Genomic DNA, 13,333 nt, shown 5'->3' with positions numbered 1-13,333 from the left:
GCGGGCTTGCCCGCGAACGCGTCGCTGCATTCAACATCGCTGCTGCCTGTCGCACCGTCATCGCGGGCAGGCTCGCTCCTACAAGGGGATTGCGTCACACCGACGCCAGCACCAGATGCATGTACCGCGTCAGGATGCCGAGCATGTCCTCTTCGGCCAATGGCTCGACACCGTTGAGCAGGCCCTGATATTCCATCCGTCCGATAATCGCCGTCAACACTTTGGCATCCTGCTGCGGTTCCCGGGAACCCAGCACCTGGAACAGCTGACAGGTGCCCTGCAGCAGGATCTGCTGGTGGGAACGCACCAGTTCCGCCAGGCGCGGGTTGAGCAGCGCCTCCTGGCGGAACGCCTGCTCGGCCATCAGGTGTTCGCGGCGGTTGACCAGTTGCCGGTGCACATAGTCGGCCATCAGCCGGGCGATGTCGTCGGCCAGTTGCGAGCGCGACTCGGGGCTGCCGTCGCCGCTGACCACCATCTCGCGCAGCAGGCCTTCGTTGTTGATCCACAGCTTGGCCATGTAGGCCGCGCTGCGCTCGACGTATTGGGCGAAGGTATCGGTGAGCAGGTCATCGATGTCCTTGAAGTAATAGGTGGTGGCCGACAGCGGCACGCCGGCCTCGGCCGCCACCGCACGGTGGCGCACGGCACGCACGCCGTCGCGCACGACGATGCGCATCGCCGCGTCGAGAATGTCCTGCCGGCGCTGCTCGCTGCCCTGTCGGCTGGCCTTGCGACCCTGGTACTGAACACTTTCAGCGACCGCAACGGCGATTCCCGCTGCACCCTCTTGAGCCATTGCACCGATCACGGCAGGTATTCCTCTGTTGTTCTTTTCAAAAGTAACCATTTGATACGTTTGTACCAGACAGGCAATAAAAAACCGCCTGTTCGAGGCGGTTTTTTAAGTGAAACGTTTACGCTTGCGGCCGCATGTGCGGGAACAGGATCACGTCGCGGATCGACGGCGAGTTGGTCAGCAGCATCACCAGACGGTCGATGCCGATGCCTTCACCGGCCGTCGGCGGCATGCCGTACTCCAGCGCGCGGACGAAGTCGGCGTCGTAGTGCATGGCCTCGTCGTCGCCGGCGTCCTTGTCGGCCACCTGGGCCATGAAGCGCTCGGCCTGGTCTTCCGCGTCGTTGAGCTCGGAATAGGCGTTGGCGATCTCACGGCCGCCGATGAACAGCTCGAAGCGGTCGGTGACGTTCGGGTTCTCGTCGTTGCGGCGCGCCAGCGGCGACACTTCGAACGGGTACTGGGTGATGAAGTGCGGCTGCTCCAGCTTGTGCTCGACCAGCTCTTCGAAAATCATCACCTGCAGCTTGCCCAGGCCTTCGAAGCCCAGCACCTTGGCGCCGGCCTTCTTGGCGATGTCACGGGCCTTGTCGATGTCGTTCAGGTCATCGGCGGTCAGCTCGGGGTTGTACTTGAGGATCGAGTCGAACACCGACAGGCGGGCGAACGGCTCGCCGAAGTGGAACACCTTGTCGCCGTACGGCACGTCGGTGCTGCCCAGAACCAGCTGCGCCAGCTCGCGGAACAGTTCTTCGGTCAGGTCCATGTTGTCTTCGTAGTCGGCGTAGGCCTGGTAGAACTCCAACATGGTGAATTCAGGGTTGTGACGGGTCGAGACGCCTTCGTTGCGGAAGTTGCGGTTGATCTCGAACACCTTCTCGAAACCGCCGACCACCAGGCGCTTGAGGTACAGCTCTGGCGCGATGCGCAGGAACATTTCCATGTCCAGCGCGTTGTGGTGGGTTTCGAACGGCTTGGCCGCGGCGCCGCCCGGGATGGTCTGCAGCATCGGCGTCTCGACTTCGAGGAAGTCGCGCTTCATCAGGAAGCTGCGGATGTGGGCGATGACCTGCGAACGCACGCGGAAGGTCTGGCGCACGTCTTCGTTGACGATCAGGTCGACGTAGCGCTGACGGTAGCGCTGCTCGGTGTCGGTCAGGCCGTGGTGCTTGTCCGGCAGCGGGCGCAGGGACTTGGTCAGCAGGCGCACATCGGTCATCTCGACGTACAGGTCGCCCTTGCCGGAACGGGCCAGGGTGCCTTCGGCGGCGATGATGTCGCCCATGTCCCAGGTCTTAACCGCCGCCAGGGTGTCTTCCGACAGGGTCTTGCGGTTGACGTAGACCTGGATGCGGCCGGTCATGTCCTGGATCACCATGAACGAGCCACGGTTGAGCATGATGCGACCGGCGACCTTGACCGGGATTGCAGCCTCTGCCAGCTCTTCCTTGGTCTTGTCCGCGTACTGTTTCTGCAAGGCATCGCAGTAGTTCTCGCGGCGGAAGTCGTTCGGGAAGGCGTTGCCCTTGGCGCGCTCGGCGGCAAGCTTTTCCTTGCGCAGGGCGATCAGGGAGTTCTCTTCCTGTTGCAGGGCTTGCGAATCGGGTTGTTGGTCGCTCATGTCTTCAAATTTTCCATCACAGGTTCGTTGCCCCCGGGCCTTGCGGACCGGGGATCGCCAGCAGGGCTGGCTTCCACAGGGATCGGACAGAAATCAGCCGAACCCCGTGTTACGTCTCTTACAGCCCGGACTTCAGGCTCGCTTCCAGGTATTCGTCGATGTCGCCGTCGAGCACCTTGTCGCAGTCGCTGCGTTCGATGTTGGTGCGCAGATCCTTGATCCGCGAAGCATCGAGCACGTACGAACGGATCTGGTGACCCCAGCCGATGTCGGACTTGCTGTCTTCCAGGGCCTGGGAAGCGGCGTTGCGCTTCTGCATTTCCTGCTCGTACAACTTGGCCCGCAGCATTTTCATGGCGGTGTCCTTGTTGGCGTGCTGGGAACGTTCGTTCTGGCAGCTGACCACGGTGTTGGTCGGCACGTGGGTGATCCGCACCGCCGAGTCGGTGGTGTTCACGTGCTGGCCGCCGGCGCCGGAGGAGCGGTAGGTGTCGATCCGCAGGTCGGCCGGGTTGATCTCGATCTCCACCTTGTCGTCGATCTCGGGCGAGACGAACACGGCCGAGAACGAGGTGTGGCGACGGTTGCCGGAGTCGAACGGGCTCTTGCGCACCAGACGGTGCACGCCGATCTCGGTGCGCAGCCAGCCGAAGGCGTATTCGCCCTTGATGTGCACGGTGGCGCCCTTGATCCCGGCGACTTCGCCGGCGGACAGTTCCATGATGGTCGCGTCGAAGCCGCGCTTGTCGGCCCAGCGCAGGTACATGCGCAGCAGGATGTTGGCCCAGTCCTGGGCCTCGGTGCCGCCGGAACCGGCCTGGATGTCCAGGTAGGCGTTGTTCATGTCCATTTCGCCGCTGAACATGCGGCGGAATTCCAGCTTGGCCAGGGAGTCTTCGAGGCGGGCCAGTTCAGTGACCACGTCACCTACGGCGCCTTCGTCGTTCTCTTCGACGGCCATGTCCAGCAGGTCGCGGCAATCGGCCAGGCCGCCGGACAGTCCGTCCAGGGTCTCGACGATCTGCGCCAGGGCGGCGCGCTCGCGGCCCAGCTCCTGGGCGTATTCGGGTTTGTTCCAGACGCTCGGATCTTCAAGCTCGCGGTTGACCTCGGTCAGACGCTCATGCTTTTGATCGTAGTCAAAGATACCCCCGAATGGTTTCGGAGCGCTCGGACAGGTCCTTGATAGTGTTCAGGATCGGGTTGATTTCCATGACAGGCAGCACTCGTTGGCGAACTTTTGAAAGCCGGCGAGTATAACGTAATCGGGCTGGCGCGGCAGCCCGTCCGGCGGCTGTAACCTCAATTCGCTTGACAGCGGCCTGCGCAGCCCGAAAGCGGTGTGCAGTCGCCAACGCAACGACCCATGCGCCGCCATCGCGAGCAGGCTCGGTCCCACAGTGTTGCGCAGTGACCGCAGACTCCGCTTCCGGCCGAAATGCCTGTGGGAGCCAGCCTGCTGGCGATGCGGGCTGGCGGGGGTTACTCGATCCCCACCTGGTTGCGCCCGTTGTTCTTGGCCTGGTAAAGGCCCCGGTCCGCCGCCGAGATCAGCAGGCGGCAGTCGCTGCCCGCCTCCGGCACCATCGTCGCCAGGCCGATGCTGATGGTCAGGCTCGACCCTTCGGTCGGTGCGATGTGCGGGATCTTCAGGGCCGCGACGGTCTGGCGCAGCTTCTCCGCCACCAGCCGCGCACCGCCCGGCGAGGTGTTGGGCAGCACCAGGGCGAACTCCTCGCCGCCGTAGCGCGCCGGCAGGTCCGACGGCCGCGCGCTGGCCTCGCGGATCGCCGTGGCCACCTTGCGCAGGGCTTCGTCGCCTTCGACGTGGCCGAAGGTGTCGTTGTAGGACTTGAAGTAATCGACGTCGATCATCAGCAGCGACAACTGGCTCTGGTCGCGCAGGCAGCGGCGCCATTCCAGTTCCAGGTACTCGTCGAAGTGCCGACGGTTGGACAGCCCGGTCAGGCCGTCGGAGTTCATCAGCCGCTGCAGCACCAGGTTGGTGTCGAGCAACTGCTGCTGGCTGACCCGCAGGGCGCGGTAGGCCGCGTCGCGCTGCAGCAGGGTCATGTAGGAGCGCGAGTGGTAGCGGATGCGCGCCACCAGCTCGATGTTGTCCGGCAGCTTCACCAGATAGTCGTTGGCCCCGGCCGAGAACGCCGCGCTCTTGATCAGCGGGTCTTCCTTGGTCGACAGGACGATGATCGGGATGTCCTTGGTCGCCGGGTGGTTGCGGTATTCGCGCACCAGGCTCAGGCCGTCGAGGCCGGGCATCACCAGGTCCTGGAGGATCACCGTCGGCTTGATCCGCACCGCATGGGCCACCGCCTGGTGCGGGTCGGAGCAGAAGTGGAAGTCGATGTTCTCTTCATTCGACAGCCCGCGGCGCACGGCTTCGCCGATCATCGCCTGATCGTCCACCAACAACACCATGGCGGCGTTTTCGTCGGTCTTGATGTCATCGATCTGTAAGTCATTCATGGGCGGTCACCTGAATACTGCGGGAGCCGGGATTGCTGAAACATGGATTCATTTGGGGAAAACCTCCAGCAACCGTGGCGCTATCTTTTCCAGCGGACGGATTTCCACGGCCGCGTCGATCGCCGCCGCGGCCTTGGGCATGCCGTACACCGCACTGCTTTGCTGATCCTGGGCGATGGTCAAATAACCCTGCTGACGCATGAGCTTAAGCCCTTGGGCCCCGTCGCGTCCCATTCCGGTCAATAAAACCCCGATGGCGTCACCGTTCCAGAAGTTGGCCACGCTCTCGAAGAACACATCGATGGAGGGCCGGTAGATCTCGTTGACCGGCTCTGCGGTGTAGGCCAGCGTGCCGTTCTTGAGCAGGCGGATATGGTGATTGGTGCCCGCCAGCAGCACCGCGCCGGCCTGCGGCGGCTCGCCCTCGCGGGCCAGGCGCACGTCCAGGCCGCTGGCGCTCGCCAGCCATTCGGCCATGCCGGCGGCGAACACCTGGTCGACATGCTGCACCAGCACGATGGCGGCGGAGAAGTTGCGCGGCAGGCCCTTGAGCAGGACCTCCAGCGCCGCCGGCCCGCCGGCGGACGAGCCGATGGCCACCAGCCGCTTGCACGACGCCGAGCTGCGCTGGGGCGGCTGCGCCGGGCGGGAACGGGTGGTTCGCTCGCCGATCAGCCAGCCGATGTTGAGGATCTTGCGCAGCAGCGGCGCCGCCGCTTCCTGGGCGTTGCCGGCGCCCAGGGCCGGGGTGTCGACCACATCCAGCGCGCCGTGGCCCATGGCCTCGAACACCCTATGCACGTTCTGCTGCCGGTCGACCGTGACGATGACGATGGCGCACGGGGTTTCGGCCATGATCCGCCGGGTGGCCTCGACGCCGTCCATCACCGGCATGATCAGGTCCATCAGGATCAGGTCCGGGGTGTTCTCCGCGCACAGCCGCACCGCCTCGGCGCCGTTGCCGGCGACCCACACCACCTGGTGCGCCGGCTCGAACGCCAGCGCCCGGCGCAGTGCCTCCACCGCCAGGGGCATGTCGTTGACGATTGCGATCCTCATGCCCGCGCCCCTCCGATGAGTTCGACCACTGCATCGAGCAGGGCGTCGTCATGAAAACTGGCCTTGGCCAGATAATAGTCGGCCCCGGCGTCCAGCCCGCGGCGCCGGTCCTCTTCGCGGTCTTTGTAGGACACCACCATCACCGGCAACGACTGCAGGCGGTTGTCGCGCCGCAGCAGGGTGACCAGTTCGATGCCGTCCATGCGCGGCATGTCGATGTCGGTGATCAGCAGGTCGAAGTCTTCGGAGCGCAGGGCGTTCCAGCCGTCCATGCCGTCGACCGCCACCGCCACGTCGTAGCCGCGGTTGAGCAGCAGCTTGCGCTGCAGTTCGCGCACCGTCAGCGAGTCGTCGACCACCAGGATACGCTTGCGCGCCGCTTCCGCCGCCTGGCCGCCGTGGCGGGCGATGCGCTCCAGGCGCCCGGTGTTGAGCAGCTTGTCCACCGACCGCAGCATGTCCTCGACATCGACGATCAACACCACCGAACCGTCGTCGAGCAACGCCCCGGACGAGATGTCCTGCACCTTGCCCAGACGTTCGTCCAGCGGCAGCACCACCAGCGTGCGCTCGCCGATGAAGCGCTCCACCGCGACGCCGTAGATGGTGTCGCGCTCGCGGATCACCACCACCTTGAGGGTGTCGCCGCTGTTCTGGCTGGCCGGACGCTGCAGCAACTGGCTGGCGGCGACCAGGCCGACATGGCGGCCTTCGTGCCAGAAGTGCTGGCGGCCCTCGACCTGCACGATGTCTTCCGGCGCCAGGTCGCACATGCGCTCGATGTGCGCCAACGGAAAGGCGTAGGCCTCATCGCCGACCTCCACCACCAGGCTGCGCACCACCGACAGGGTCAGCGGCACCTCCAGATGGAAACGGCTGCCCTCGCCCGCCACCTGCTCCAGCACCACCGCGCCGCGCAACTGGCGCACCATGTGCTGCACCGCGTCGAGGCCGACGCCGCGGCCGGAGACCTCGGTGACGGTGTCCCGCAGGCTGAACCCCGGCAGGAACAGGAACGTCAGCAGCTCTTCTTCGCTCAACTGGGCGGCGGTCTCGGCCGGCGACAGCTGACGCTCGACGATGCTGCGGCGCACCTTGTCCAGATCCACGCCGTTGCCGTCGTCGCTCAGCTCCAGCACCAGCAGCCCGGCCTGGTGAGAGGCGCGCAGACGGATCAGGCCCTCTTCCGGCTTGCCCGCCAACAGGCGCTGCGCCGGGGTCTCGATGCCGTGGTCGACGGCGTTGCGCAGCAGGTGGGTCAGCGGCGCTTCGAGCTTCTCCAGCACGTCGCGGTCGACCTGGGTCTTCTCGCCCTCGACCTCCAGCCGCACTTGCTTGCCGAGGCTGCGGCCCAGGTCCCGCACCATCCGCACCTGACCGGACAGCACGTCGGCGAACGGCCGCATGCGGCAGGCCAGCGCCGTGTCGTACAAGACCTGGGCGCGCTGGCTGGCCTGCCAGGCGAACTCGTCGAGCTCGGCGTTTTTCTCCGCCAGCAACTGCTGCGATTCGGCCAGCAGGCGCCGCGCATCTTCCAGCGCTTCCTGGGCCTCCAGGCTCAGCGCATGTTCCTTGAGGTGCACGTTGAGGCTTTCCAACGCCCGCAGGCCGTTGTTCTGCATGCGTTTGAGGCGCTGCATGGTGGCCAGGTGCGGTTTCAGCCGCTGGGTCTCCACCAGGGACTTGCTCGACAGGTCCAGCAGGCTGTTCAGGCGTTCGGCGGTGACCCGCAGCACCCGCTCGCCGCCTTCGGCCGTGCGCTTGCCCTTGCGCGGGGCCGGGATCGGGGCCGACTCGGGCTCCACCGGCTCGGGCTGGGGCTCCGGAACCGGTGCAGAGATCACCGGCGCCACGGGCGGCTCAAGCAGCAGTTCGGCCATGGGCGGCGGGGTTGAAACCACCGGCGCGCCCGCCGGGTCGATCAGGCGCCCCATCAACGCCACGTAGGCGTCGATGTCGGCGGGCTGCGGGGCGTTGGTCGGGTGGGCGATGCGCATCAGCAGGTCGGTGCCCTGCAACAGCGCGTCGATGTGTTCCGGGCGCAGGAACAGCCGCCCTTCCTGGGCGCTGACCAGGCAGTCCTCCATCACATGGGCGACGCTGACGCCGCTGTCGATGCCGACGATCCGCGCCGCGCCCTTGAGCGAGTGGGCCGCGCGCATGCACGACTCCAGCTGGTCGGCCTGGGTCGGATTGCGCTCCAGCGCCAGCAGCCCGGCGCTGAGCACCTGGGTCTGGGCCTCGGCTTCTAGGCTGAACAGCTCCAGCAGGGAGGCGTCGCGCATTTGCTCGGGGGTCATGTGAGGCTCCGGGTCACGGCGGACAGCAGCTGTTCTTCATCCAGCCAACGCAGGCTGCGGCCCTTGAAGGGCAGCACGCCCCGGGTGTACTTGGCGCCGGCCTGGGCGCCGGAGCGGGAAGCGGCCTCGAGCAGGCGTTCGTCGATGGCATGGATGCCGTCCACTTCGTCCACCGGCACCACCACAGGTCCCCCTTGGGCGGCGATGATCAGCATGCGCGGCATGACCCGTGCGCCGGTGGCCGGAGCGGCGCCGGCCTCGAGGTCGAGCAGCTCCACCAGCGACAGGCACGCCACCAGCGCCCCGCGCACGTTGGCCACCCCGAGCAAGGCCCGGGAGCGCTGGTGCGGCAGGGAATGGATCGCCTGCAGCGGCGCCACCTCCACCAGGCTGCGGGTGGCCAGGCCCAGCCATTCTTCGCCGAGGCGGAACATCAGCAGCGAACGGGTCTTGAGTTCGGATTCGACGGTGGTCGCCACCGGGTCGCGTTCGTCCTGCTGCAGCGCATAGCGGTCGAGCAGGCGCGTGGCGGCGGCGGAATACACCGAGCAGTTGCGGCAATGGATGTGTTCGTCCAGCAGCGGGCAGGACTTGTCGCCATGGATGCCGATGCGGTTCCAGCAATCGTCGATGGCCCGGGCGTCTTCATGGGTGACGTTCAAGGTGTCGGACGGGATCATCGTTTACGCTCACTGTCGGCGGAGCCGGCGCTGCGGGCCGCGCGCTCCTGCAATCGTCTGGCGCCTGCGCCGTCGCCCTGGGCCTGCAACAGGGCGGCCAGGTGCATCAGGGCTTCAGGGTGCTGCGGTTCGAGGTACAGCGCCTTGCGGTAATGGCCCTGGGCTTCGAGGGCGTTGCCGGCGACGTCGCTGAGCAGGCCGAGCCAGTAGAACACTTGGGCCACCGGCTCGTGGGTGCGCAGGTAGCGCTCGCACGCGGCGCGGGCCTCGGCGCTCTTGCCTTCGTTGGCCAGGCCGGCGATGTCCGCCAGCAAGGCCGACGCATCGGAAGGCACACCCTTGCCGGCCACCGGCAACGGCGTCACCGGGGCGAACGGCCGCGGGCGCGCCGGCGCGGCAGGGGCGCTGCGGATCGGCTGGCGCACCGGCAAAGGCACAGGCAACGGGTGCGCGAACGTGGCCGGCAAGGGTTCGGGCTGCGGATCGTCCTGACGGCTGAAGGCGAACGACTGCGGGATGCCGATCGAACGCATGCCCAACCGGCCCAGCAGGCTGCCCTCGGCCGGGCCGATGAACAGCACGCCGTCGACGTGGGTCAGGCGCTTGAGCACTTCGAACACCAGCCGCTGGGTCGGTTGGTCGAAGTAGATCAGCAGGTTGCGGCAGAACACGAAATCGAACGGCGGCTCGCCGGCCAGCAACGTCGGGTCGAGCACGTTGCCCGTCTGCCAGCGCACCTGTTCGCGCACCAGGTCATTGACCCGGTAACCCTCATGCTCCGGGCAGAAATGGCGGTCGCGGAACGCCAGGTCCTGGCCGCGGAAGGAGTTCTTGCCGTACAGCGCCCGCCGGGCCTTTTCCACCGACATCGGGCTGACGTCCATGCCGTCGACCTTGAACTGATGGGGCTTGAGCCCCGCGTCGAGCAAGGCCATGGCGATCGAATAGGGTTCCTCCCCCGTCGAACAGGGCAGGCTGAGGATGCGCAGCGCACGCATGCCGTTGAGGTCGGCCAGGCGCTTGCGCGCCAGCTTGCCCAAGGTGGCGAAGGATTCCGGGTAACGGAAGAACCACGTCTCGGGCACGATCACCGCTTCGATCAGCGCCTGCTGCTCGTCCCGCGAACCTTGCAGGGTCTGCCAGTACTCCTCGGCGGTTGCCGACTGCGACAGGGTGATGCGCTGGCGCACGGCCCGCTCGATGATGGCCGGCCCCACCGACGCCACGTCCAGGCCGATGCGTTCCTTGAGGAAGCCTAAGAACCGTTGGTCGCCGCTCATGGGGCCTCCTCGAGCCGCGCCGGATCCAGCGGCGGCGTCGGAAACAGCAGCCCACGGACGCTGTCGTCCAGCAGGTCGGCCACCCGCACCCATTGCACCAAACCCTGGGCATCCTCACGCACCGGGCCCAGGTAGGGCGCTTGGCGGTTGTCGAGGCCGTATGGCTGGAACTCGTCCGCGTTGCAGCGCAGGGTGTCGGTGGCCTGCTCCAGGATCAGCCCGAGCTTGCGCGCCGGCTGATTTTCGTCAGGGCGGTAATGCACCAGCACCAGCCGTGTGCTGGTGCGGGCCTCGGCGCTGCGACCGAACGTGAGGGCGCTGAGGTCGATCACCGGCACCACCACGCCGCGGTAGGCGAACACCCCGGCCACCCACTGCGGCGCCCGGGCGATCGGCTTCAGCGGCAGGCGCGGCAGCACCTCCGCCACTTCGGTGGCGCGCAAGGCGTAGCGTTCCTCGCCGATGCGGAACAGCAGGAACAGCGCCTGCCTCGCCGCCGGCGCGACGCTGCGTTTGGCGGTGACTTCGCTCATCAGACTTTGAATCGCGAGACGCCGCCGCGCAGGCCTACGGCCACCTGGCTCAGTTCGTCGATGGCGAAACTGGCCTGGCGCAACGACTCGACGGTCTGGCTGCTGGCGTCACCCAACTGCACCAGCGCGTGGTTGATCTGTTCGGCACCGGTGGCCTGGGCCTGCATGCCTTCGTTGACCATCAGCACCCGCGGCGCCAGCGCCTGCACCTGATGGATGATCTGCGACAGCTGCTCGCCGACCTGCTGCACCTCGGCCATGCCCCGGCGCACTTCCTCAGAGAACTTGTCCATGCCCATCACCCCGGCGGACACCGCCGACTGGATCTCGCGCACCATCTGTTCGATGTCGTAGGTGGCGACGGCGGTCTGGTCGGCCAGGCGCCGCACTTCGGTGGCGACCACCGAGAAGCCGCGGCCGTATTCGCCGGCCTTCTCGGCCTCGATGGCCGCGTTGAGGGACAGCAGGTTGGTCTGGTCGGCGACCTTGACGATGGTCACCACCACCTGGTTGATGTTGCCGGCCTTCTCGTTGAGGATCGCAAGCTTGGCGTTGACCAGGTCCGCGGCGCCCATCACCGAATGCATGGTGTCTTCCATGCGCGCCAGGCCCTGCTGGCCGGAGCCGGCCAGCACCGACGCCTGATCGGCGGCGGTGGAGACCTCGGTCATGGTGCGCACCAGGTCGCGCGAGGTGGCGGCGATCTCCCGCGAGGTCGCGCCGATCTCGGTGGTGGTGGCGGCGGTTTCGGTGGCGGTGGCCTGCTGCTGCTTGGAGGTGGCCGCGATCTCGGTCACCGAAGTGGTGACCTGCACCGACGAGCGCTGGGCCTGGGACACCAGCGCGGTGAGCTCGGTCATCATGTCGTTGAAGCCGGTCTCCACCGCGCCGAACTCGTCCTTGCGGTCCAGGTTCAGGCGGGTGCTCAGATCGCCTGTGCGCATGACCTCGAGGATGTCCACGATGCGGCTCATCGGCGCCATGATCGCGCGCATCAGCAACAGGCCGCACAGGCCGGCGGCCAGCACCGCCACCAGCAGCGACACGAACATGCTGACCTTGGCCGCCGCCACCGCGTCGTCGATGTTGTTCATGGCCTGGTCGGCGACTTTCTTGTTCTCGCCGATGATGTCGTTGAGCTTCATGCGCCCGCCGACCCACGCCGGGGTCAGTTTCTCGTTGAACAGCTTGACCGCCTCGGCCTCGAGGTTGCGCTTGTGCAGATCCAGCACGGCGTCCTGGATCTTCATGTAGTTGTCGTGGTCCTTCTCGAAGGCGGTGAACTCGATCCGGTCTTCGTCGGTGGTCACGGTGTTGCGGTAGTTGGTCATCTGCTCCTGCAGGCGGGCTTCGAACGTCTTGTAGTCCGCCGCGTCTTCGGCGCTGACGCCTTCGCCTTCCTTGAGGCCCAGCAGTTCCTGGGTCTGCAGGTAACTGTCGACCCAGGCGCCGCGGATCATCGAGCTGTAGTAGACGCCGGGAATCGCGTCGTCGCGCACGCTGTTTTCGCTGGCCTCGATCTTCAGCAGGCGCGAGTACGAGACGACCACCATGAGCAGCATGATGGCGATAATCACCGCAAAGCTCGCCAAAATGCGTTGGCGCAACGTCCAGTTCTTCACAGTGATTCCTCGTGCCTAGGTCGAAATGCGGGGGAGTATAGCTGAGGGCGGTGTTTCATTTATAAGACGCTTTGCCACGCTCAGGCCTGCCGACGCTGAATCGGTACAGGCATTGGGACGGACTTTCCGGCAAGCGGGGGCAGGCGCACCAGTGGCGGAGTGGCAAAAAGGGGCGATGGATCGGCCATCGCCCCTAGGTTCGCGGTGGCCGGCCCGAAATTCCTACAGCGGGATCTGGCGAACCTGCCTCTCCAGTTCCAGCTTCAACCCCGGCTCCAGCCCCAACTGCCGTGCGAGTTCGTCCAGGTACGCCTTCTCCATGAAGTTCTCCTCGTCCACCATCATCACGCTGGCGATGTACATCTCCGCCGCCATCTCCGGCGTGCCGGCGGCGCGGGCGATGTCGGCGGGGTCGAGGGGTTTGTTGAGTTCGGCGTGCAGCCAGTGGTGCAGGGCCTGGTCGTTGTCGAGCTTGGCGAATTCGCCTTCGATCAACTGACGCTCGCGCTCATCGACATGCCCGTCGGCCTTGGCGGCGGCGACCAGCGCCTTGAGGATGGCCTGGCTGTGTTGCTCGGCCTGGGCCGGCGGCAGGCGGTCGAGGGTCTGCGGTTCGGTTTCCGGCGCCCGGCCCTGCTGGGCATTCCAGTTGCCGTAGGCCTTGTAGGCAATCACGCCGAGCGCGGCGAGGCCGCCGTAGAGCGCGACCTTGCCGCCGACCTTGCGCGCCTTCTTGCTCCCCAGCAAAAGGCCCATGGCGCCGGCGGCCAGTGCCCCGCCGCCCGCGCCGGACAGCAGGCCGCCGAGTCCGCCGGCCGCCGCTTTGCCCTGCCCTGCGCCGGCCTTGTCCTGCAGCAGCGCCTGACCGGACTTGAGCAGTTGATCGAGCAATCCACGGGTGTTCATGTTCCGCCTCCAAAACAGGGACTTTCCAGATCGGTGAGGCCTTGAGCCT

10 protein-coding genes and 1 pseudogene are annotated in these 13,333 nt (G+C 66.4%); all 11 read right to left on the bottom strand.

The window, feature by feature from the left end; translation table 11 throughout:
* Positions 1–94: 94 nt before the first annotated feature.
* Positions 95–799 carry a TetR/AcrR family transcriptional regulator gene (locus CAG31_RS12155; RefSeq protein ID WP_085581304.1) on the bottom strand — a complete coding sequence of 235 codons (705 nt, stop codon included), beginning with the start codon at positions 797–799 and terminating at the stop codon, positions 95–97.
* A 118-nt stretch (positions 800–917) separates the two neighbouring features.
* Positions 918–2,420, bottom strand: a complete 1,503-nt coding sequence (gene lysS / locus CAG31_RS12150) for a lysine--tRNA ligase (RefSeq protein ID WP_085581302.1) — start codon at positions 2,418–2,420, stop codon at positions 918–920.
* A 118-nt stretch (positions 2,421–2,538) separates the two neighbouring features.
* Positions 2,539–3,634 (bottom strand): peptide chain release factor 2 gene (prfB, locus tag CAG31_RS12145; protein ID WP_139831342.1). Its coding sequence is split into 2 segments (ribosomal slippage): positions 2,539–3,561 and positions 3,563–3,634, totalling 1,095 coding nucleotides; the frame shifts between segments, so codons are not numbered across the junction.
* A 240-nt stretch (positions 3,635–3,874) separates the two neighbouring features.
* Positions 3,875–4,904 (bottom strand): annotated as a pseudogene (locus tag CAG31_RS12140) (diguanylate cyclase domain-containing protein); the annotation flags it as partial.
* Between the two features lie 48 nt (positions 4,905–4,952).
* Positions 4,953–5,963: a chemotaxis response regulator protein-glutamate methylesterase gene (locus CAG31_RS12135; RefSeq protein WP_085581298.1), complete on the bottom strand. Its 1,011-nt coding sequence runs from the start codon at positions 5,961–5,963 to the stop codon at positions 4,953–4,955.
* Complete coding sequence (locus CAG31_RS12130) at positions 5,960–8,263, bottom strand: hybrid sensor histidine kinase/response regulator (RefSeq protein ID WP_085581296.1); 2,304 nt, start codon at positions 8,261–8,263, stop codon at positions 5,960–5,962. Before CAG31_RS12130 ends, CAG31_RS12135 begins: the two co-directional genes overlap by 4 nt.
* On the bottom strand, positions 8,260–8,943 hold the full coding sequence (locus CAG31_RS12125) for a chemotaxis protein CheW (RefSeq protein ID WP_085581294.1): 684 nt from the start codon (positions 8,941–8,943) through the stop codon (positions 8,260–8,262). The genes CAG31_RS12130 and CAG31_RS12125 overlap by 4 nt, the downstream gene beginning before the upstream one ends.
* Positions 8,940–10,223 (bottom strand): CheR family methyltransferase, encoded by a 1,284-nt coding sequence (locus CAG31_RS12120; protein ID WP_085581292.1) that lies wholly within the window; start codon positions 10,221–10,223, stop codon positions 8,940–8,942. The genes CAG31_RS12125 and CAG31_RS12120 overlap by 4 nt, the downstream gene beginning before the upstream one ends.
* The gene (locus CAG31_RS12115) at positions 10,220–10,756 is read right to left on the bottom strand and encodes a chemotaxis protein CheW (RefSeq protein WP_085581290.1); all 537 of its coding nucleotides are present in this window, start codon (positions 10,754–10,756) and stop codon (positions 10,220–10,222) included. Before CAG31_RS12115 ends, CAG31_RS12120 begins: the two co-directional genes overlap by 4 nt.
* Positions 10,756–12,378 (bottom strand): methyl-accepting chemotaxis protein, encoded by a 1,623-nt coding sequence (locus tag CAG31_RS12110; protein WP_085581288.1) that lies wholly within the window; start codon positions 12,376–12,378, stop codon positions 10,756–10,758. The genes CAG31_RS12115 and CAG31_RS12110 overlap by 1 nt, the downstream gene beginning before the upstream one ends.
* A 222-nt stretch (positions 12,379–12,600) precedes the next feature.
* Positions 12,601–13,284 carry a tellurite resistance TerB family protein gene (locus CAG31_RS12105; RefSeq protein WP_085581286.1) on the bottom strand — a complete coding sequence of 228 codons (684 nt, stop codon included), beginning with the start codon at positions 13,282–13,284 and terminating at the stop codon, positions 12,601–12,603.
* Positions 13,285–13,333: the final 49 nt, after the last annotated feature.

The organism is Pseudomonas sp. R25(2017) (assembly GCF_002112565.1).
GTDB classification, from domain to species: Bacteria; Pseudomonadota; Gammaproteobacteria; order Pseudomonadales; family Pseudomonadaceae; genus Aquipseudomonas; species Aquipseudomonas ekonensis.
Note: the sequence above shows the minus strand (reverse complement) of the source record. Positions and strands in the feature narration are given on the sequence as shown.